23 protein-coding genes and 1 riboswitch are annotated in these 20724 nt (G+C 61.4%); of the genes, 8 read left to right on the top strand and 15 right to left on the bottom strand.

The window, feature by feature from the left end:
• Positions 1–16: 16 nt before the first annotated feature.
• The 4 genes from FHT93_RS07490 to FHT93_RS07475 form a co-directional block, all read right to left on the bottom strand.
• Positions 17–802: an anti-sigma factor gene (locus FHT93_RS07490; RefSeq protein WP_183846920.1), complete on the bottom strand. Its 786-nt coding sequence runs from the start codon at positions 800–802 to the stop codon at positions 17–19.
• Positions 799–1314, bottom strand: a complete 516-nt coding sequence (locus FHT93_RS07485) for an RNA polymerase sigma factor (protein WP_112969552.1) — start codon at positions 1312–1314, stop codon at positions 799–801. The genes FHT93_RS07490 and FHT93_RS07485 overlap by 4 nt, the downstream gene beginning before the upstream one ends.
• Before the next feature lie 10 nt (positions 1315–1324).
• Positions 1325–1705: a hypothetical protein gene (locus FHT93_RS07480; RefSeq protein WP_018115647.1), complete on the bottom strand. Its 381-nt coding sequence runs from the start codon at positions 1703–1705 to the stop codon at positions 1325–1327.
• 91 nt (positions 1706–1796) lie between these two features.
• Entirely contained in the window at positions 1797–2828 is a 1032-nt protein-coding gene (locus FHT93_RS07475; RefSeq protein WP_112546775.1) for a sensor domain-containing diguanylate cyclase, read from the bottom strand.
• Between the two features lie 172 nt (positions 2829–3000).
• Positions 3001–3081, top strand: a riboswitch (ZMP/ZTP riboswitch).
• A 32-nt stretch (positions 3082–3113) separates the two neighbouring features.
• Here FHT93_RS07475 and FHT93_RS07470 point away from each other — a divergent pair.
• Both FHT93_RS07470 and FHT93_RS07465 read left to right on the top strand, forming a co-directional pair.
• Positions 3114–4421 carry a Mur ligase family protein gene (locus tag FHT93_RS07470; RefSeq protein ID WP_183847571.1) on the top strand — a complete coding sequence of 436 codons (1308 nt, stop codon included), beginning with the start codon at positions 3114–3116 and terminating at the stop codon, positions 4419–4421.
• 59 nt (positions 4422–4480) lie between these two features.
• The gene (locus tag FHT93_RS07465) at positions 4481–5608 is read left to right on the top strand and encodes an ATP-dependent RecD-like DNA helicase (protein WP_007817773.1); all 1128 of its coding nucleotides are present in this window, start codon (positions 4481–4483) and stop codon (positions 5606–5608) included.
• A gap of 74 nt (positions 5609–5682) precedes the next feature.
• Here the strand turns inward: FHT93_RS07465 and FHT93_RS07460 are convergent, their stop codons facing one another.
• Positions 5683–6375: a MerR family transcriptional regulator gene (locus FHT93_RS07460; RefSeq protein WP_018115643.1), complete on the bottom strand. Its 693-nt coding sequence runs from the start codon at positions 6373–6375 to the stop codon at positions 5683–5685.
• Between the two features lie 449 nt (positions 6376–6824).
• Here FHT93_RS07460 and FHT93_RS07455 point away from each other — a divergent pair, with 449 nt between their 5' ends.
• Positions 6825–7577, top strand: coding sequence for a pyridoxine 5'-phosphate synthase (locus FHT93_RS07455; RefSeq protein ID WP_183846918.1), 753 nt, complete (start codon positions 6825–6827; stop codon positions 7575–7577).
• Positions 7578–7701: 124 nt separating this feature from the next.
• On the opposite strand, the gene FHT93_RS07450 is transcribed toward FHT93_RS07455, so the two are convergent.
• Positions 7702–8589, bottom strand: coding sequence for an SDR family oxidoreductase (locus tag FHT93_RS07450; protein ID WP_183846917.1), 888 nt, complete (start codon positions 8587–8589; stop codon positions 7702–7704).
• Between the two features lie 121 nt (positions 8590–8710).
• Between FHT93_RS07450 and FHT93_RS07445 the strand changes: the two genes are divergently transcribed.
• A complete protein-coding gene (locus FHT93_RS07445) occupies positions 8711–9157 on the top strand; it encodes a helix-turn-helix domain-containing protein (protein ID WP_112969306.1) in 447 nt (148 codons plus the stop codon).
• 88 nt (positions 9158–9245) lie between these two features.
• On the opposite strand, the gene FHT93_RS07440 is transcribed toward FHT93_RS07445, so the two are convergent.
• From FHT93_RS07440 to FHT93_RS07425, 4 genes are all read right to left on the bottom strand, one after another.
• Entirely contained in the window at positions 9246–10454 is a 1209-nt protein-coding gene (locus FHT93_RS07440) for an MFS transporter (protein WP_183846915.1), read from the bottom strand.
• 93 nt (positions 10455–10547) lie between these two features.
• Positions 10548–11171: a TetR/AcrR family transcriptional regulator gene (locus FHT93_RS07435; RefSeq protein ID WP_183846913.1), complete on the bottom strand. Its 624-nt coding sequence runs from the start codon at positions 11169–11171 to the stop codon at positions 10548–10550.
• A gap of 60 nt (positions 11172–11231) precedes the next feature.
• A complete protein-coding gene (locus tag FHT93_RS07430; RefSeq protein WP_112546783.1) occupies positions 11232–12149 on the bottom strand; it encodes a bifunctional helix-turn-helix transcriptional regulator/GNAT family N-acetyltransferase in 918 nt (305 codons plus the stop codon).
• A 160-nt stretch (positions 12150–12309) separates the two neighbouring features.
• Entirely contained in the window at positions 12310–13032 is a 723-nt protein-coding gene (locus FHT93_RS07425; protein ID WP_183846911.1) for an aspartate/glutamate racemase family protein, read from the bottom strand.
• 150 nt (positions 13033–13182) lie between these two features.
• On the opposite strand from FHT93_RS07425, the gene FHT93_RS07420 reads away from it, so the two are divergent.
• Both FHT93_RS07420 and FHT93_RS07415 read left to right on the top strand, forming a co-directional pair.
• On the top strand, positions 13183–13644 hold the full coding sequence (locus FHT93_RS07420; protein WP_029616542.1) for an Lrp/AsnC family transcriptional regulator: 462 nt from the start codon (positions 13183–13185) through the stop codon (positions 13642–13644).
• Between the two features lie 88 nt (positions 13645–13732).
• Positions 13733–14998, top strand: a complete 1266-nt coding sequence (locus FHT93_RS07415) for an NAD(P)/FAD-dependent oxidoreductase (RefSeq protein WP_183846910.1) — start codon at positions 13733–13735, stop codon at positions 14996–14998.
• A gap of 157 nt (positions 14999–15155) precedes the next feature.
• Here FHT93_RS07415 and FHT93_RS07410 read toward each other — a convergent pair whose 3' ends face one another.
• From FHT93_RS07410 to FHT93_RS07395, 4 genes are all read right to left on the bottom strand, one after another.
• Entirely contained in the window at positions 15156–15869 is a 714-nt protein-coding gene (locus FHT93_RS07410; RefSeq protein WP_183847608.1) for a hypothetical protein, read from the bottom strand.
• Between the two features lie 52 nt (positions 15870–15921).
• Entirely contained in the window at positions 15922–16197 is a 276-nt protein-coding gene (locus FHT93_RS07405; RefSeq protein WP_018115632.1) for a hypothetical protein, read from the bottom strand.
• A gap of 29 nt (positions 16198–16226) precedes the next feature.
• Positions 16227–16706, bottom strand: a complete 480-nt coding sequence (locus FHT93_RS07400; protein ID WP_113148504.1) for a DUF992 domain-containing protein — start codon at positions 16704–16706, stop codon at positions 16227–16229.
• A 618-nt stretch (positions 16707–17324) separates the two neighbouring features.
• Complete coding sequence (locus FHT93_RS07395) at positions 17325–18371, bottom strand: NAD(P)-dependent alcohol dehydrogenase (protein ID WP_018115630.1); 1047 nt, start codon at positions 18369–18371, stop codon at positions 17325–17327.
• Between the two features lie 200 nt (positions 18372–18571).
• Here FHT93_RS07395 and FHT93_RS07390 point away from each other — a divergent pair, with 200 nt between their 5' ends.
• Positions 18572–19483, top strand: a complete 912-nt coding sequence (locus FHT93_RS07390; RefSeq protein ID WP_112969311.1) for an AraC family transcriptional regulator — start codon at positions 18572–18574, stop codon at positions 19481–19483.
• A gap of 3 nt (positions 19484–19486) precedes the next feature.
• Here the strand turns inward: FHT93_RS07390 and FHT93_RS07385 are convergent, their stop codons facing one another.
• Complete coding sequence (locus tag FHT93_RS07385; protein WP_018115628.1) at positions 19487–19843, bottom strand: DUF4087 domain-containing protein; 357 nt, start codon at positions 19841–19843, stop codon at positions 19487–19489.
• Between the two features lie 172 nt (positions 19844–20015).
• Between FHT93_RS07385 and FHT93_RS07380 the strand changes: the two genes are divergently transcribed.
• Positions 20016–20681 carry a TetR/AcrR family transcriptional regulator C-terminal domain-containing protein gene (locus tag FHT93_RS07380; protein ID WP_018115626.1) on the top strand — a complete coding sequence of 222 codons (666 nt, stop codon included), beginning with the start codon at positions 20016–20018 and terminating at the stop codon, positions 20679–20681.
• The last annotated feature ends 43 nt before the right edge of the window (positions 20682–20724 follow it).

Raw genomic sequence — 20724 nt, 5'->3', positions numbered from 1 at the left:
AGATGCAGTTCCCGCCTCAGGATGGGAACTGCCTATAACATTCCTCTGCCACCTTGCGCAGCATGTCGCGGGAGATTTCGCCCGTCACCGCATAGCCGAGTTCGCCGTCGATCCAGTAGAAGGTCTCGACATCCTTGGCGGAGGCAAAGCGGAAGCTCGTCGTCCTGTTTTCCTTGTTGCGGCCGACGATGACCGTCAGGCGCTCGCCGCCCTGATCCTCGTACATGAACATGGCGCCCGGCCTGTCATCGACCGGTAGCAGGCGACCACCGACAAGGTGGAAGCCGAGGGATTTCAGGTCCGGAACCTTGAGATCGGGGATCGCCAGACGCTTGCCGAGCCAGGTCGCCAGATGGGCTTCCTCATTGGCGAAGACTTCGACCGGGTGGCGCACTTCGCTCGCATAGACAAGGAAGGCGGTTTCGGCCTGCTTCGGCAGGGTCTCGGATTCGGCAAGCTGTAACGGTGGGCGCTCAAAGAGCGGCGGGATGAAGCGGTCGCTGACGGCGCCAAGCGCAAAGAGGATCACGGCGGCTGCGGCGAATGCCGAGCGTATCTTCCAGGGGGAGGTTGCCTGAACTACTGATGTCACCATCCGGAGATCGGCATCGCGGCTCTTCTCATAACCTGCAAAAAGCGACTTGATGCCGGCATTCTGCGTCTGCCAAGCGGCGACCATGGCGGCCTCCTCCGGGTTTTCCGCGAGGTAGGCTTCCACGCGGGCGCGGGCAGCTTCCGGCAATTGCCCGTCGGCGTAGGCGTGCAGGTCCGCTTCGGTCACGGCTCGATTGGTTTCGTTCATTTCGGTCTCCGAAGCGTAATCACGTTGTCGGCTTTCATATGTTCGCTCATGCGCTGGCGTGCGCGCGACAGGCGCGACATGACGGTGCCGATCGGGATCTCCAGCATGGCGGCGACTTCGCTGTAGCTGTAGCCCTCGATGACCACGAGCATCAGTACGGAGCGGTAGTCCTCCGACAGGCTGTCGAGAGCCTGTTCCAGCCGCAGGCGCTCCAGCGGATCGGCCTGGGTATCGGAATTGGCGATATCCTCGGCGGCATCGAGTTCGACCAGCCGGTCGCGGGGGCTTGCGCGGCGGGCGTTGCGGTAAAGGTTGGTCATCGTCGTGAGGACCCAGCCGCGCAGGTTGATTCCGCGCCACTGGCCGCGCCGGGCCAGGACCTTTTCCACGCAATCCTGAAGCAGATCCTCGCCTTCGGCATCCGAGCGGGTGAGGCTGCGGGAATAGCGGCGAAGCGAGGGGAGGAGGGCCAGGATCTGGCCCTCGAACGTATCGGGTGGGGGCGTCTTCACGCTGGCCTCATCAGGGCTTCGCGACATCCCAGGAACCGCCGACGCCATCGCCGGTGATATCGCCGGACTTCGTGTCCTTCACCCAGTAATAGAGCGGCATGCCGTCCTTGGCCCACTGCTTCTTTCCATCCTTGCGCTCGACGAGCGAGTATGCACCATCGGCCTTGGCATCGCTAGCAGCGAGGAAAGGCGGCCAGTTGGTTGCGCACTTGTCGTAGCAGTTCGTGACGCCCTTTTCGTCCTTCTTGTAGGTGTAGAGCGTCATGCCCTTTTCGCCGGCGAGGACCTTGCCCTTGGCCGTTTCGACTTCGGTGACGGCGGGGGCGGCGAAGGCTGCAGTGGCGGTGGCAGCGACGACTGCAAGCACGGACAGGAATTTCACGGACTTCATGGTCTCTCTCCTCGGGTTAGGCACGCATTTTTGCGATACCGGACATGAGACACGTCAGGGCTTGGTTTTATTCCCGTCTGTTTTTCAAACGTCAGTTCGGATTGAAAACAACATGGCAGTCCCGTCCGGCCGCCTTGGCGCGATAGAGGGCGTTATCGACGTTGCGCAGCAATTCGGCGCGGCGGCGGCCGCCCAGCGGAGCAAGTGCCGCACCGATGCTCAGGCGGGCGCGGATGATGTTTCCTTCGATGGTAAAGGGGCTGCGGAAGGTCGCGAGAAGACGTTCGGAGACGGCAACAAGCGCTTCGGTGTTCGGCGGGTTCGGAACGAAGATCGCGAATTCGTCGCCGCCCATGCGGATGACGATATCGCCGGAGCGGATGACCGAGCGAATGCGGCTTGCCGCTTCGCGCAGCACTTCATCGCCGATATGATGACCGAGCGTATCGTTGATCGACTTGAAGCCGTCCATGTCGAGATAGAGGGCGCCAAAGGTCTGGCCGGAGGCAAGGGCTGCTTCCAGCGCCCGGTCGACGATGGCATCGAGCGCCGATCGGTTGAGGAAGCCTGTCAGCGGATCGGTCATGGCGGCGGTGCGCAGGCTGTTTTCGGCAAGGCCCATGACGAAATTCGCCTTCTGCAGCCGCAGAAGCGCGCTGGCCACACGGGCGAAACGGCGAAGATTGGCGGCCTCCTGTTCGGTGAAGAGCCGCGGCTTCTGATCGAGGATGCAGAACGCGCCGATTGCCAGGTCGCTTTCAAGTTCCAGAGGTGCACCGGCATAGAAACGGAAATGCGGCGGGCCTGTCACGTAGGGTGCGGTGCTGAGTTCCGCATCCTGTTCCAAATCGGGAACGACGACCATGTCGTTGGCGAAGACGACGCGGGTGCAGAAGGAGAGGTCGCGCGGGCATTCGGAAAGCTGCATGCCCGCTTCGCCGGCAATGCGCAGCCAGTCCTCATCGACGATGTTGACGGCGGCATAGGGCATTGCGAATGCATTCTTGGCGAGCTCGGCAAGTGCTGCAAGCTCCGGCGTCGGGCTGCTGCTGATGGCGCTCAGCGAGCGCACGGCAAGCAGTCGCTGCGGTTCGTTGACTGGAATTCGGATCGTCTGCCCCACTCGGATCTCCGTCTCTGTCAAAGACAGAGGATAGAAATGGCCCTATTGAAAATCTCGGCAAGGGCTAAAATTCACCAGCGTTAACTGGCAGTTGCCGCGGGCGGTGTCGCGGCGGGGCGCTGCCGATGACGCTAGCGAGGCTAGGCAGGGCGATGGAAAGGTTCTAGTGTCGGTTCGTCTGTGTGACTGGCGAGACAGATGGAGAACCATCGGGAAGCGCAGGCTGCCGCTGCCGCTCGCCTGGGCACCAAGATAGTAACTCCTGTAACCTGTGCCATGCCCCCCATGCAGAACCAGAATCCCCGCCTTATCGAAGCCCTTTCGCAACTTGATCAGCTCACCAATTGGGAACAACGCCCGCGCGGCGAAATGCGTGTCGGGCTTGAACCGATCCTCGATCTCTCCGCGCGTCTCGGCAATCCGCACCGCGCCTTCCGCTCGATCCATGTGGCAGGCACCAAGGGCAAAAGCTCGACCTGCGCGCTGCTGGAAGCAGGGCTACGCCATGCCGGAATTTCCGTCGGGCGCTATGCCTCGCCGCATGTGGAGCATATTTCCGAGCGCGTCAGCGTCAACGGCCAGCCGGTCGAGGAGGCCGTGCTCGCCGAGGCGCTGTTCCTGGGGCTCGATGCGCTCAGGGAAGCAAGGGCGGAAGGGACGGCAGCCGAGGCTGCAACTTGGTTCGACATACTGACAGCGGCGGGTTTCCTGATTTTTCGCGATGCGGGCGTTCAATGGGCCGTTGTCGAGACAGGGCTCGGTGGCCGGCTGGATTCGACCAATATCGTCGACAGCGATGTTTCGATCGTCACCAATATCGGCCTCGAACATACGGAGATTTTGGGCAAGACGCGGGCGGCGATTGCCTTCGAAAAGGCCGGCATCATCAAGCCGCATACGACTGTCGTGACACCGCTTGAAGCGGATGACGAGGCGGGGGCGGTGATAGCCAGGCGGGCGGCCGAGATCGATGCGCGTCTGATCCGGCCGGATCTTTCGCAAGCGTCGACGATTGCCGGGCGCAATGCCGCAGTCGCGGGTGCGGCGCTCGATGTGCTCGGTGAACTCGGCGTCAGGGCGCGCGAGGGCAAGGCGGTCGGCGGATGGCTTGTTGATGCCGAGGCCGAGCGGGAATCGCAGCTGCCGGGGCGGCTGGAGCGATTTACCGTGCCTGTCCGGGGGCGTGCCGCGGCCAGCAATGTTGCCGTTGCGCTCGACGGGGCACATGTGCCGTTCAATCTCGAAGCAGTGCTCGACGATCTCTCCGCCATGGAAGGATTTGCCGGATCTGGCATTGCTGTCGTGGCGATCGCGGCCGACAAGGATGCAGCGGGGCTTCTCGAGGTGATGGGCCGCCATGGCGTCTCGCCGATCTTCACCTCGGTCTCCGATCGTTTCCGTTCTCCTGCCGAATTGCAGAGGCTTGCCGGTCAGATCGGTCTCGCGAGCGAAGTGATCGAGGATCCGCAGACTGCCTATGAAAAGGCGCTCGAACGGGCAGCCAACTCCGGCGCTTGGGTAATCCTGACGGGATCGCTCTATCTCGTCGGCCTGCTGCGCGAACGAGTCATCAACGAGGCGGTGAAGAGCTAGCTCGCCTCAGGGAAAATTCCGTCTTGCCTATACGAGGCGAATCCTGCCAAGTCGCTTCCATGCAATTCGCCCCGCAACAGGATGAAGCCCTGAAGGCCGTTTCGAACTGGCTGAAGGAGGGCAGGTCGCCGCTCTTCCGTCTGTTCGGCTATGCCGGAACGGGCAAGACGACGCTTGCCAAGCATTTTGCCGAGCATGTGGACGGAGATGTGCTGTTTGCCGCATTCACCGGCAAGGCCGCACAGGTACTGCGCTCGCGCGGGGCGTCGAACGCCAAGACCATCCACTCGCTGATCTATCGGCCGCGCGGCGAGGAAGAGGTGGAGGACGAGGAAACCGGCAAGACTTCGATCGCGCCGATGTTTTCCATCAACCGCCAGAGCCCGGTCGCCAAGGCTGCGCTGATCATTGTTGACGAATGCTCGATGGTGGACGAGGCGCTCGGCAAGGACCTGATGAGCTTCGGCACGCCGATCCTGGTGCTCGGTGATCCCGGCCAGCTGCCGCCGGTCACGGGCGGCGGTTTTTTCACAAACCAGGAACCGGATTATCTGTTGACGGACATCCACCGGCAGGCGCGCGACAATCCGATCATCAAGCTCGCCATGCAGGTGCGTGAGGGCAACGAGATCATGTATGGCGACTACGGCAAGGCGCAGGTGATCTCGAAGAACGAGGTGACGCAGCCGCTGGTGATGGATGCCGATCAGGTGCTTGTCGGCACAAACAAGACGCGGCGGCGCTATAACCAGCGCCTGCGGGAACTCAAGGGTTTTACAACCGAACATCCACAAACCGGCGACAAGCTGGTCTGCCTGCGCAACGACCCGGCAAAGGGCCTGCTCAATGGCTCGCTCTGGCAGGTCATGACCTCTTCCAAGGAAACGACGAAGCCGGGCATCAATCTGCTGGTGCGCCCCGAAGATGACGACATGGATCGGGGGGCTGCCAAGATCAAGCTCCTGAAACAGGCTTTCGAGAATGTGGAAGGCGAGATCCCCTGGAACACACGCAAGCGCTATGACGAGTTCGATTACGGCTATGCGCTGACGGTTCACAAGGCACAGGGTTCGCAGTGGAACAATGTCGTGCTGTTCGACGAAAGCTGGGCTTTCCGCGATACGCGCGAGCGCTGGCTTTACACCGCGATTACACGTGCAGCAGAAACGCTGACGATTGTCCGCTAAACTGGACGTTCCCTAAAGTTTGGCGATCACGGTCGTGCGGGATGCGGTGGCGGCCGCAGCCAGTGTGGGGAGAATCAAGCCTGAACGATGCCGAGGAGAACCGCCTTGGCGATGGCCTGGAAGCGGTTGTTGGCATGGAATTTCAGAATGATGTTGGCTTCCAGTCCGCGCGCTTCCTCATGCTTGAGGTCGAGGGCGCGGGCAATGCGCTGTGTCGAATAGCCCTCTGACATCAGCTCCAGGCATTGTCGCTCCTGATCGGTCAGGCTTGCCGGATCCCTGTTGTCGTTGATCGGCGGCAAGTCGAGACTGCTGTCATATTCGAGAAGATCGCTCACCTGCTGTAACTGCCGGTGCAAGGTCGACATCTCGGCCGTCAGCTCGCGCTTGCGCTGGGAAAGGGCCTCGCGGAAGATCGACTCGGCCTCTTCCTGTGAGACTGCGCTGCGCAAGACCTCCATCAGCTCCTGGATGACCGCGATCGGCATGCCGGTTTCGCGGCAAACGGTGATGACCGCCATGCGCATGACGTCATCCTGATCGTAAACGCGCATCAGGCCGATGCGGTTTGCGGAAATCAGGCCCTTCTCTTCGTAGAAATGCAATGTCCTGTGCGTGACGCCGAAAGCGTTCGCCATGTCGGCGATGGCAACGGGACCTTGTGGAATATCCGGCGGCAAAGCAGCCGAAGGCAGGAACCGGTATTTCGACCGGGCCTCCGAAGCAATACCGGCGGCAGCAAACAAACGTTTGGAACCGTCTGGCATGAACCCTCCTGGGGCAGGTAGTTGCACCTCATGCGGCTTTGCCAGTTGCTTCCGGAGCGCGGCGAGTGGGGTTTCCTCTAGCGTTCTTATCGTTGGAAGAAGCAGTACTCGGCGTACTTGACTCGTTTACGCAGCGCCCACTTTATGCGCGGACGGTTTCTTTTGTAAGTGCTAAAAATAACCGTTTTTAAATGGGATAGCAATGTCAGGGCATCCCGGTCCACCTCTTGCTCGGGTGTGTGGTATAGAGGAACCACAGTGTTTTCCGCCATTCACGAATGATCTTCGAAGGGAACGGAAATTACTGTTTCCGGTACGCTGATGATGCCGGTCGTCGTGGGAGGCGTGGCCATCAAGGCCAGGCATGAATGCATACGCGAATCTGATTGGCCTTCGCTGTCGCCTTGGCTTAAAAGCAGGGCCAGTCCCCACCCCAGACGGATATCGCCATGCCCGCCAAACTCTCCGTGAACCTCAATGCAATCGCCATGCTGCGCAACCGGCGCGACCTGCCCTGGCCAAGCGTGGAAGGGCTCGGGCGCATCGCGCTGCAGGCCGGCGCTTCGGGCCTGACCGTGCATCCGCGGCCGGACCAGCGGCATATCCGCTTTTCCGACCTTCCGGTCATTCGCAACCTGATCGATGACGAGTTTCCGGAGGCCGAATTCAATATAGAGGGCTATCCGACGGAGGAATTCCTGGAGCTCTGCGCCAAGGCCCAGCCCGAGCAGGTGACGCTCGTGCCTGACGATCCCTCGCAGGCGACCTCCGATCACGGCTGGGATTTCCGCAAGCATCAGGCTTTCCTGACCGATGTGGTGGGACGGCTGAAGAAGATGGGATTCCGCGTTTCGCTTTTTGCCGATGGCGATGGCGACGCGGAGGCTATGAAAGCCGCGAAAGCGACGGGTGCTGACCGAATCGAGCTTTACACCGGCCCCTATGGCGGCTGCTACGATGCGCCTGAAAGGGCGGGGCCGATCCTCGAAGGGCTCGGCAAGACGGCGGATGCGGCGCTTGCCCTCGGCCTTGCCGTCAATGGCGGCCATGACCTGACGGTGGACAACCTGCCAGCGCTGGTGAAGCGCATTCCCGATCTCGCCGAGGTTTCGATCGGCCACGGGCTGACGGCCGATGCGCTGGAATATGGCATGGCGGAAACGGTACGCCGCTTCTGCCGGGCATGCGGCCAGAAAATCTGACAAGAAAGGCCCGCCCTCGGTGGATGAAAGGGCGGGCATTCGAGCGGCGTGCGTCCACTCGGACGCACAAAGGCCGCTCTTACGAAAATCGATTCCGATCTTCGGGCCGATGCTGCGGGCCGGCTCAGGCGATGAGAGCGGCCTTGTTGGCGATGAAGTAATCCTTCAGCGACTGCGGTTCCTTGCCCGTCAGCCTGGTGAAGTCATCGGTGACGATGTCGAACTTGCCAGCGCGGATATTGGCGTCGGCAGAGACGAGCATGTCGGCAACGAAGCCCGGCAGGCCGGCGCCGCGGAGGCCCTGGCCGAGCTGCTCGTCGGTCACGGTGACGACGTCCAGCGGCTTGCCGGTGGCCTCGGTGGCGATGGCGGCGATTTCCTTTGATGTCAACGACTGCTTGCCGGTCAGCGTGTAGATGGCGCTTGCCGAGATGCCGGCTGCAAGAACCGAGGCAATGGCGAGTGCGCAGTCGTCACGCGAGATGGTCGAGATCTTGCCGTCACCCGCCGAGGTGAACCATTTTCCGGCCTGCAGATTGTGCGGCATGCTGTGCATGTAGTTGTCGTGATACCAGGCGTCGCGCACGATCGTGTAGGGGATGCCGCTTTCCTTGATGGCATTTTCGGTGCCGAGGTGGTCGGGCGCGAAGGTGACGAGCGAATTATCGGGGGCCGGCATCGAGGTGTAGGTGATGTGCTTCACCTTGGCCTTGACGGCGGCGGCGACGGCGGCCTTATGCTGGATCAGGCGCTTGCCGGGTGTGTCGAGCGCGTCAGTGCTGATGATCAGCAGGCGGTCGACGCCGGCAAAGGCGGTTTCGAGGCCGGCGGCATCATCGAAATCCGCCTTGCGGGTGACGACACCCTTGGCAGCGAGACCGGCGAGCTTTTCCGGGCTGCGGGTCGCGGCGATGATGTTCGCCGGAGCGACCTTGTAGCTTTCGATCAGGTGATGGACGACACGCTGGCCGAGCTGGCCTGCTGCGCCGGTGACGAGAATGGTTTCGCTCATGATATCCTCTACAGTGGTTGACAGGTGGTCTCAAAAAGAGAGTAACGCTAGAATAGGAATTGACCCGGGGCTGTAAAGAAGGCAGTTTTTCGGGAGTTCGTTACCAAAAGGGAACCAGCTCATGGCAGGAACCATCGTTAGCCTGAAGGATAGAACGCGCCAGTCGGCAGGACCTGCGGACGGGCAGGGCGGCGCGCGGCGCGAGATCGATCTTGCCAGTTTGGATTTCACCAATTGTCCGGTGCGGGATGTGTTGCAGCAGATCGGCGGCAAATGGTCGACCCTGCTTCTGGAGGCGCTCGCCAAGCAGCCCTATCGCTTCGGCGAGTTGCGCCGGATGATCCCGGATATTTCCCAGCGCATGCTCACCCAGTCGCTGCGTGACCTGCAGCGCGACGGCTATATCGAGCGGGAGGTTTTTCCGACGAAGCCGCCGAGCGTGGAATACCGTATGACCGATTTGGGCCGCTCGCTCTATACGGCGCTGTCGCAGCTTCTGAACTGGGCCGAAGCGAACCATGACGGAGTTCGGGCCGCCCGGCTTCGCTTCGACGCCGATGCTGTGTAGAGCGCAATTCCGGACGCAAAACCGCTGCACACTTTTGCTGGAATTGCTTTAGGGGATCAGGCGGACAAGCCGCCTGATCCGGAAATGATTACCTCTCGCGGCCTTCCGTCAGGAAGAACAGGAAGGCGACTGCCGGGAAGCAGAAGCCGATCCAGGCCGCCATCGTCCAGCCACCCGTTGCATAGGCCCAGCCGCCGAGCGCCGAACCGATGGCGCCGCCGGTGAAGAAGGTCGCCATGAAGAGGCCGTTCAAGCGGCCACGATGTTCCGGGCTCAGCCCGTAGATGGCGCGCTGGCCGCAGACGAGATTGGTGGTCACGCCGAAATCCAGGAGGATCGCAGCAGCCGTCAGCAGGATGAGCGCCATCAGCGAGCCATCGGTGGCGAAGTGGCTGATGAGGAAGGAGCCCATGCCGAGCAGCATGGCGAGCGTGGATGCGACTTTCGTCATGCCGCGGTCGGCCAGACGGCCTGCAATCGGCGAGGCAATGGCGCCGGCGGCACCGGCAAGCGCAAAGAGAGCGATGCCGCTCTGCGAGATGCCGAAGGCGGGGCTGGCGAGCAGCAGCGGCGCAGTCGTCCAGAACAGGCTGAAGGCGCCGAACATGCCGGCCTGATAGAGGGCGCGGCGCTGCAGGACGCGCGAGTTCACCGCCAGATGGCCCATGGAGGCCAGCAGCTCACCGTAACGCAGCTTGGTGTGGGGGACGCGGACCGGCAGGTTGGCGCGCAGCACGATGCCGAGGGCGATCATGACCGCTGCAGTGACGTAATAAACCATATGCCAGGACGAGGCTTGGGCAACGAGGCTCGCGAAGGGGCGGGCGAGCATGATGCCGCAGAGCAGGCCGCTCATGACATTGCCGACGACCTGGCCGCGCGTCGCGTCCGGCGCCATGCTGGCGGCGAAGGGGACGAGGACCTGCGCTGCGACCGAGGCGAGACCGATACAGAGCGAGGCCGTCAGGAACATGCCGGGCGTGGAGGAGAATGCCGCGCCGACGAGGGCAAGTGCGGAGCCGACAGTCAGCGTCAGGATGAGACGACGATTTTCGAAGAGGTCGGCAAGCGGCACCAGGAGCAGAAGGCCGAGACCGTAGCCTATCTGCGTGAGCGTGACGATGAGGCCAGTTGCGGCAGGCGAGAAACCGAGATCGGCGCTGATCAGGCCTGCCAGTGGCTGGCCGTAATAGAGGTTGGCGGCGACGAAGCCGCAGGAGGCTGCAAAAAGGAAGGTTAGCCAAGGGGATAGGGCGCGAGGCAAGGCCGCATCCTGAGTGGTGGCTGAAACGCTCATCAGAAACTCCAATAGGCAATGATTGGGAGGATTGAATGCAATTTTATCGTTTGCCGCCACCCGATCCCTGACCGGATGACGGTATTTCTGTCATCAAGTTACGAGACGCATTGCGGCCTCGGCCGCAGCCATCATCTCTTTCTCGGCGCGTCCCGTCCTCCCGATGACGCGAAAGCCCTTCGTCAGGCAGAGAAATGTGAGGGCCGTGGTATCGGCATCTACGGTTGACGGGATCGTGCCATCGGCCTGGCCGATGCGGATGAGATCGGCCATCAGCTTTTCATCAGCAGAAAAGGCGGCGGCCACATGTTCCGCGGCTTCCTCATCGAGCAGCGAAATGTCGTTTGCGCCACCGACGACGAGGCAGCCCTTGAGGCCCGCTTCGCCGTGGGAAAGCTCGGCGTAATACAGGACCATCTGGAAGACCTTTTCGCGGCCCGTCTTTACGGATGCGATCTTCGTCTCCAGCCGGCCGCGGCCGAGCTGGCGATAGCGTCTGAAGGCGGCAAGAAAGATGCCGCGTTTATCCTTGAAAGCCTTGTAGACGCTGCCGGAGGCAAGGCCCATGGCTTCGGTCAATTCGCTGATGGAGGCGGCATGGTAGCCGCGCTCGGAGAAGACGCGCAAAGCCGCATCGAGTGCCGAGTCCATGTCGAATTCGCGCGGGCGGCCGCGGCTGCGGGTTTTCGGGTCAGGTGTGAGGGTGTCAACGGTCATGGCGCCTAATTAGGGAATGATCGTTTCCAAATCAAGTAAAATTTCTGCCAGGCAGCAAAATCAGAGGTCGAGCACCCAGGTCTGGCCGTTCGCTTCCGGGCCGAACATGCGATGTCTCTCTTCGGAGACAAGCCGGAAGCCGGCCTTCTGATAGATGGCACGGGCGGTGTGGAGGAAGTCGTTGGTCCAGAGCGAAATCTGCCGGTATCCCTTGCGGCGGGAGAAGGCGATGCACTCGTCGACGAGTTGTCTGCCGAGACCGAGACCGCGGGCGGCCCTGTCGACATAGAGCAGGCGGAGCTTTGCAATGCCATCGCCACCATTGGTGATCAGCACCGAGCCCAGATTGATGCCGCCGCGCTCGGCGATCCAGCAATATTCCATCTCGGGATCGAAACTGGCGAGGAACTTGCCGGCGACGTCGGCGACCAGCCCCTCGAAGCGCAGGTCCCAGCCATATTCCTCGGCATAGAAACGTCCCTGGCTCTGAACGATCCAGCCGATATCGCCGGCGCGATGCGGGCGGATGACGGGGGCTGCCGGTTTTGCCTGAGGGTCGAGGATCGCGCGGATCGTTCGCATGGCGGCAATGGCGGCCTGCGGCTCGCCATCGGCGAGCGTATTGAAGCGGGCGGCGATCTGGGCGTTGGAGCGGCTGCCGAGCTCTTCGAACTGGGCGCGACCCCTGGCGGTGACAGTCAGAATCTGGCTGCGCTGATCGGCCGGATCGGGCGTTGCCTCAATGAAGTGTTCTTCGCGAAAGCGCTTGAGGATGCGGCTGAGATAGGCGGGATCGAGCTGCAGGTCGCGGGCGAGGACGCCGGCATTGACGCCATCATGGGCGCCGATCTCGAAGAGCACGCGCGCATCGGTCAGCGTGAAGGGGGTATCGAGATAGGCCTTGTTAAGAAGGCCGAGGAAGTTCGTGTAGAAGCGATTGAATTCGCGGGCGGACTCGATGAGGGCAATATCGGTCATGGCAGGGTCTCCTACAGCATCGGCCCGAAAATCCGTTTCGATTTTCGGTAAGCCTGATGCGCAGATTCAAAGAGATAGAACACCGTGCGTCAGAATGGACGCACGGCGTTCTATCGAAACCCTGCTGCTTTTATTTGACTGAGTCAACTAAATTGGTGACTCAGGCCGCGTCTTCTTCTTCGTTTGGGAGTTCTCCCTCGAACGCGAAATCGACGGCGGCGCGGGCGTGGACCGTCGTCGTGTCGAAGCCGGGCAGGGGCAGATGATCGGGATCGAGGATCAGGCAGATCTCGGTGCAGCCGAGGATGATGGCATCGGCGCCCTTGGCGTGGGCGCGTTCGATCACGGCCATCAGTTTTTCCCGCGAGCTGTCGAGCACCTTGCCGGCGCAGAGCTCGTTGAAGATGATGTCATGGACGATGGTGCGGTCGGCGGCATCAGGCACGACGATGTCGAGGCCGAGGCTCTTCATGCGCTCGGTATAGAAGCCGTGCTCCATCGTGTAGCGCGTGGCGAGCAGCAGCGGGCGCTTGCAGCCTGCTGCGTGAATCGTCTTCGCGGTCTCGTCGATGATGTGGATCAGCGGCACGGAGATATGTGTCGCAACCTCGGGCGCGATCAGATGCATGGTGTTGGTGCAGATCAGCACGCAATCGGCACCGGCAATCTGCAGGCGCAACGCAACATCGCCGAGGCGCGAGGCAGCCTTGTCCCAGGCGCCGGCCTTCTGCAGGGCAACGATCTCTTCGAAATTCACCGAATGCATGGTCAGTTCGGCAGAGGCTAGGCCGCCCAGGCGCTCACGCACCATTTCGTTGATGAGACGATAGTAAACTGCCGAACTTTCGAAGCTCATGCCGCCGATGAGGCCGATTGTTTTCATGGATGCTCGCTCCCTGGAGTGTTTTCTGATGTCCTGATGATGCTGCAGATCGGGCGCGATGTGTTTGCGTTGTTTGTTCTTTTGCATCGTTCTGTGCTATACTTTTGCACCATTTTCGATTTCTCTGCAAAATTTCAGCGTGGACTTTTCATGATCGACGATCGCGACAGGCGGATTCTCGATATCCTGCAAGAGAATGCAGGCATCTCCGTGACCGAGCTTGCCGAACAGGTGGCGCTTTCGGTTTCCGCCTGTTCGCGGCGCATCCAGCGGCTGGAAGAGACCGGCCATATCGCGCGGCGCATCGTCGTGCTCGATCGGGAGAAGATGGGCGTGCCGACGACCGTCTTCGCGCTTGTGAAGACCGCACATCATTCCGACGAGTGGACCGAGAGTTTTCGGCGGGCGATCAGCGATATCCCCGAGATCGTCGAGGCGCACCGGCTGACCGGCAACTACGATTACATCCTCAAGATCGTGCTGCCGCGCGTCGAGCACTACGACGTCATCTACAAGCGCATCGTACGCCGCATCGAGCTTTTCGATGTCTCTGCCTCGATCTCCATGGAACTGATGAAGAGCGGCACCTCCATACCTGTCTCCTATGCCTGAAGTCGTGGGCAGGCATGCTGAAACGGCGGTTGAATCCTTCCTGTGAAAGGCGACATTTGCTGCAGCGAAATGACGAAAGGGTAGGGTCATGAGCGAACATCATGTCGTCGTTGTCGGCGGCGGTTTCGGCGGGCTGCAGCTCGTCAACGGGTTGAAGGGGGCGGGCGTGAAGATCACGCTGATCGATCGGCGCAACCATCATCTCTTTCAGCCGCTTCTCTATCAGGTGGCAACGACGATCCTGTCCACTTCCGAGATCGCCTGGCCGATCCGCCACCTCTATGCCGACCGGCCCGAGGTGACGACGCTGCTCGGCGAGGTCAATGGCGTCGATGCACAAGCAAAGACCGTTACGCTGCGCAGCGGCATGGTGCTGAACTACGACACGCTGGTGCTGGCGACCGGTGCCACGCATGCCTATTTCGGCCATGACGAATGGGAACCGGTCGCACCCGGCCTGAAGACGCTGGAAGATGCGACGACGATCCGCCGCCGCGTGCTGCTTGCCTTCGAGCGGGCGGAAGTGGAAAGCGATCCCGCGGTGCGCGATGCGCTCCTGACCTTTTCCATCGTCGGCGCAGGCCCGACTGGTGTCGAGCTTGCCGGCATTATTGCGGAGCTCGCGCATTTCACGCTGCCCAAGGAATTCCGCAATATCGATACGCGCAAGACCCGTGTCGTGCTGATCGAGGCAGGCCCACGCGTGCTGCCTGCCTTTGCAGAGGATCTCTCGGCCTATGCGCGGAAGGCGCTCGAAAAACTCGGTGTCGAGGTGCTGACGGGAACGCCGGTGACACAGTGCACTGCCGATGGCGTAACCATGGGTGAGGCCTTCATTCCGAGCCGGACCATCGTGTGGGCGGCGGGCGTGCAGGCCTCGCATGCGGCGCTCTGGCTTGGAGTGCCGGCCGACCGGGCAGGGCGCACCATCGTCGAAAAGGATCTGACGGCACCGGGCCTGCGGGATGTCTTCGTGATCGGTGACACGGCCTCCGTAACCCAGGAGAATGGCAAGCCGGTGCCGGGCATTGCGCCGGCTGCCAAGCAGCAGGGCGGTTATGTTGCGAAGGTGATCCGGGCGCGCATGTCCGGCAAACCCGCGCCTGCGCCATTCAAATATTTCCATCAGGGGAGCCTGGCAACGATCGGCAAGAGTGCGGCGATCATCGATTTCGGCCTTTTCAAGCTCAAGGGCTGGCTTGCCTGGTGGATCTGGGGTCTTGCCCATATTTACTTCCTGATCGGCACCCGCTCGCGTTTCAGCGTCGCCTGGAACTGGTTCTGGATCTATATGAGCGGCCAGCACAGCGCCCGGCTGATCACCCAGCGCGAGACGATGCGCGACGACGGCTAGCAAAAGGCGCACCCAGTCGCGACAGCCGGCGCTGACGAAATATCGTCCACTCCGGCTGGATACGGATGTTACCGGGCTATCCGGAAATTGCGCGGCTGTAGGGCATGACTGTACGTGTCTCGAGGGCGGGAATTCTATCCCGCCCGTTCATACCGGCTTATTGCCAGCTGCCGTTGGGCAGGCGGCCGTGATAGGGCGTGTCGCGGCAATGTCCCCACGGGCCGAGCCAGTAGCCGGGAGGGCAGGGGTTGGCTTCGACCGGCGGATAGTACGGAGGGGGATAGTAGGGCGCTGCATAGCCCGGACGGGCCGCCAGACCAAAGGCGGCGCCTGTCGCAAGGCCCAAGCCATACCAGCCGGCATTGTTCCAGCCGCGCCAATGATCGATGAAGACGGCGGCAGGTCCGGAGGCGCCGGCAAGGCTCCCTTCCAGCACTGAAACGTCGAAAGTCAGCGTCGTGCGCTCGAGCTTGGGCGATTTCAGCGTGACGACAGCATCGGCAATGTTTGAGCCACCGCCGAGGACGGAGACCGTGGCATTGGGTGGATCCGCATCGAAATTGTCAGGTCCGGTCCCCCATTGCTTGACGAGTTCGTCCGTTGCCAGATGGCCGGCCGCCCGGACGGGCCGGTCTGCGAAGATGATGGCGTTTGAGGAGACGCCCGTCAGGGTCAGCTTGTCTCCTTCAAGCTTTGCGCCATCCGAATTGACGACGATCAGCGATGCGACCGGTCCCTGGCGACTGACCTGGCCGACAGTCTTCTCGAGCGGAACATGCGGCTTCGGGGCTGCGTCCTGAGCGAGAGCGCTGCCGCCGAGCAACGCTAGAGTAGCTGCAAGCAACAGTTCGATCGTTGATGTGCGTGTCATCGATAACTTCCTTTTGGGGATGCTGATTGCCACTGGTCGATGCGGTAGCCGCCTAGCCGCCACCATGCTCGGCGGCATAGGCGATGCCTGCCTGCACTTCGGCCATGGCCTGCTCGATGAGGCCGACGGCCCGCTCCTTGTGCCCGCCCTTGTTGGGAGTGGCGCGACGCAAGGCAGCGAGAGCGTTTTCGAGGGCACGCATCGCCGCGTCCATATTGCCCTGGTTAGCCATGGCAGGTGAGGCCGCAAGCGTTGCCGCCGGTCCTGCAGCCAAGGCGACGCCCATTCCGGCAAGGAGATTTCGGCGTGCGAGAATGAGTTCAGGCATGTCAATTCCTTTCGCTGCGGTTGGGTTGTCTATTCGGAGGTGGTCAGTGTCACCCGGAGCACGCCGGTTGCGATGTTGATGCCGGTTTCGCCGTCAACGGAAAGCGGCTGCAGAGAGAAAGACTGATCGTTGCCGCCGACGAGCGCATTGGCCCCGACACCGACGCCCACGGATGCACCTGCGCCGACGCCGACATACTTGCCGGCAAGCGCGCCTTTCGGGACGCCGCGCATTGCGGATGCGACACCCCAGATCAGATGGCCCTGATCCACCTTGCCAAGCTCGATGCCATATTCATCGATGCTGCCGGTGTAGTTTTCGGGCTGTCCGCCATCGGGCTTGAACTGACAATTGAGTGACTGCTTGCGGCTCAATATCTCTCCGACGCCCTTCGAGACGTCGCAGGAGAGGATGCCGATCTTTGCAACATCGGCATGGCCCGGCCCTGCAGTCGCGGCCAGCATGGCAAGGACAAGCATTATTCCACCGGTGCTTTTCGATATATTCATGATGAAGTCCCCTTTTCCATCAAGTTGCGACAAGGCAGGACGCGCAGCTACTGTCAGGCAGGCCGGCCGTCGTAGGGAGTGCTGCGGCAATGTCCCTACAGGCAATGCGAGAAAGTAAAGGTACGACGGAGGTCTAGATCGTCGTTTTGAGCATCGGTCTTCTGAAGTTGCAGATATACGAAATCGACGGCCCGACGTATGTACGCAGCCGGATGCTACTACGGATACTTCAATTATATCCGCCCATTACTGACTGCTTTATGAGGCATCGCGAACATACATTGGCTTTGATATGCCGAAATATGCCTGAGCGACATAATGAGTCGTAAATAGAACATTTATCCAGGCAGTTACTTATTGCGCGCGCTGGATAGACTTGGGGAGTTCGGTCTTTGGGAAGGGCTGGTTGTGATCTTCTCGTCGCTGCAGCCTCAGCGAGAATGCGTGGGGGAACGGGGAGAATCTCGCGTTCGGGAGCGGATGATCGGGCATTCGCTCATGCCGCCGCACCCAGCTCCACGGGCAGAGCCTGTCGGGCAGTTGCTCTGACGATGCTGTCGCCATCAGTGCAGGATACGGACATGAAAAGGGCGGCTCGAGAGCCGCCCTTTTGTTTCATCAGGCTGCCAGCGAGGCGATGTCGATGACGAAGCGGTAGCGCACATCGCTCTTCAGCACGCGCTCATAGGCCTCGTTGACCTGCTGGATGTTGATCTTCTCGATTTCGGAGACGATGTTGTGCTCGCCGCAGAAGTCGAGCATTTCCTGGGTTTCCTTGATCGAGCCGATCATCGAGCCGGAAATGCTCTTGCGGCCGGGGACCAGCGAGAAGGCGTGGACCGGGATCGCATTTTCGGGAACGCCGACCACGACGAAGGCGCCGTCAACCTTGACGAGACCGAGATAGGCGTTCCAGTCGATCTCGGCGCTGACAGTGCAGATGACGAGGTCGAAGGCGCCGCGGAGCTTGGTGAAGGTCTCCGGATCGTTGGTGGCGTAATATTCCTTGGCGCCGAGCTTCAGGCCGTCTTCCTTCTTGGACAGCGTCTGGGAGAGCACGGTGATATCGGCACCCATGGCCGCACCGAGCTTGACGCCCATATGGCCGAGGCCGCCCATGCCGACGATCGCGACCTTCTTGCCGGGGCCGGCATTCCAGTGGCGCAGCGGCGAATAGAGCGTGATGCCGGCGCAGAGAAGCGGTGCGGATGCATCGAGCGGAAGGTTGTCCGGGATGGACATGACATAGCCTTCCTTGACGACGATCGAGTCAGAATAGCCGCCCTGGGTGCGGGTCTTGCCGTCGGCTTCGAACTCGTTGTAGGTGCCGACGAGGCCCGGCATGTACTGTTCGCGGTCGACGTCGCGGGTGGCGCAGCCGACGCAGGAATCGACGAAGCAGCCGACGCCGACGCGGTCGCCGACCTTGAACTTCGTCACTTTGGAACCGACAGCCCTGACGATGCCGGCAATCTCATGGCCCGGAACGATCGGGTAGACAGCGTTCTTCCATTCGTTGCGGACAGTGTGGATGTCCGAATGGCAGATGCCGGCAAACTTAATGTCGATGACGACATCATCCTCGTTAGGATCGCGGCGTTCGAAGGTAAAAGGGGTCAGCGGCTTGGAAGCGTCAGTCGCGGCGTAACCTCTGGCAATAGGCATGGGTGCCTTCCTTTCCGATTTGGGAGGGTGGGGTGAAAGGGGTGGCTGAACTATTGCGCGGAACCTTGCAGCAGCGTTAGAGCGATACTCTCAGCTTTTTGCACGATCCTGCAAAAGTGAGCTGGCCACCTGTTTGCGAAATGGAAAAGCAGTCTTAAATTGGGATCAGATCGCAGGCCTGAGACAGAAAGAGTTGCCGCATGACATTGCCCTTCAGCCCCTATCGGGAAATCGTCGATATCGCGATGCGGTTTGCGCCTGGTGACGGTGAGTTTCGTACATCGATCGGCAATCTTCACATCAGCCGCCGCTCCAATCCCAGCGATCCGCTGCACAGCAGCTACAAGCCCTGCTTTGCCTTTGTGCTGCAGGGCGCCAAGAGCCTGCGCCTTGGCGATGAGTTCATCAGTTACGGAACCGGGGACTATCTGCTGACCTCGCTCGATCTGCCGGTTGCCTGGCGCATCGCCGAGGCCAGCCCCGAGGTGCCGCATCTCTGTCTCGGGCTCGCAATCGATTCCGAAAAGCTGCTGGAGCTCTTGAGCCGCATCGACATTCCGCGTCCGGCCGCCCATACCGACGGGCAGCGCGGCATGACGGTCAACGTCGCGCCGCCGGAGCTTCTGGATGCTGCCGTGCGCCTGCTGCGCTTGCTCGATCGTCCAGGCGAAATTCCAGCCATGGCGCCGTTGATCGAGCAGGAAATCCTTTATCGCATCCTGACCGGCCCCGATGGCGAACGGCTGATCAATATCGCGACGGCCGACAGCCACAGCAACCGGATCGCGCGCGCCGTTGCCTGGCTGAAGGAGAATTTCGCCCGGCCGCTGCGTATCGAGGAGTTGGCCGAGCATGTCAGCATGAGCGCGTCGTCGTTTCACCACCACTTCAAGTCGGTGACGGCGATGACGCCGATGCAGTATCAGAAGCAGCTTCGCCTGCACGAGGCGCGCAGGCTGATGCTGGTGGAACGGCTCGATGCCGGCACTGCCGGCCACCGCGTCGGCTATCAGAGCCCGTCGCAATTCAGCCGTGAATATAGCCGCCTCTACGGCGCGTCGCCGTCGCGCGATGTCGACGGCGCGCGGGAGGTCATGGCAGCAGCCGAGTAAGCCTCAGCCCGGAAATTTCAGCGCTTTGTCGTTGCGGCACTTGGCAAGCGGCAGCTGGCGGAAGGAGAGGATCTGCGTGATGCGTTCCTCGCCGTCGGTCTCCACGCTCATGCAGCCGCAGGCATAGCCGTAATTGCCGTTGGTCTTGACGTAATCACGCTCGGAGATGTCGGGGATGAGGTCCATGCCCTCGGGTTCATCGTTGCCGCCCTGCGTCATGATCGTCCAGGTGTTTTGTGCATCGTCCAGCCACCAGTTGCCGGGCGTCGGGTTCTGGATCCAGCCGCAGCGCGTCTCGGCGGCAAGGGTCGGAAGGGCAAGCGCAAGCGACAGGGCAACGGTGAGGGCTGTTGTTTTCATGAGCGATTCTCCTTGGCTTTCAGGTTCAGCTATTTGCCTGCCTTCGAACAGCCGAATTCCGCTGTTTCATATGACATGAAAAATCTCCTGATGGCTCTTGACGAGGGCCTGCCATCTGGCGCATAAACGCCACGAACCGTACCGTACGGTACGTAAATGGGGAGTTGAAACCGTGTCAGTCGATGTCGCAGAGCCGAGCGAGTTTTCGCCACGCCAGAACGCTGTTCTGGAGCAGGCGCTGCAGCTTCTCGTCGATGGCGGGGAGAAAGCGCTGACGACCTCGGGTGTGGCGCGCGCGGCCAACTGCTCCAAGGAAAGCCTCTATAAATGGTTCGGCGACCGTGACGGTCTTCTGTCTGCAATGATCGCCTATCAGGCGAGCAAGGTGCGCACGTTCGAGCGCAGCGGCGAGCGGCTGACCTATACGAGCCTGCACGACCATCTCGTGATTTTCGCCCGCGACCTGCTCGAGGTTCTGGCCGGCGACGTGTCGCTGGCGCTCAACCGGCTGGCGATCGGCCATGCCAGTGCACATGATTCGCATCGCGACGGCTCCAAGCTCGGCAAGCTCTTGCTCGAACGCGGCCGCCGGCAGATCGACCGCCGCGCCATGGCACTGATCGATGCCGGCAAGAGGGCAGGGCTGCTGCGCTTCCATGATGCCGACGAAGCCTATCATACGTTATACGGCCTCATCGTTTCCGACCTGCATGTGCGCATGCTGCTCGGCGAGCCGGGTCTCAAGGATACCGCGCGTCAGGCGGAGAAGGCGGTGACAGCCTTCCTGCGCCTCTACGGCACGGAGAAAGTTCTGGCGGAGATGCCGATCCTCGGCTGACCGCTTTTCTGACAGTCAACAGACAAGCAAAAGGGAAGGAATT

Origin of the sequence: Rhizobium sp. BK379 (genome assembly GCF_014193955.1) — a bacterium.
Classification (GTDB): domain Bacteria; phylum Pseudomonadota; class Alphaproteobacteria; order Rhizobiales; family Rhizobiaceae; genus Rhizobium.
This window is presented reverse-complemented; position numbering and strand designations above follow the sequence as displayed.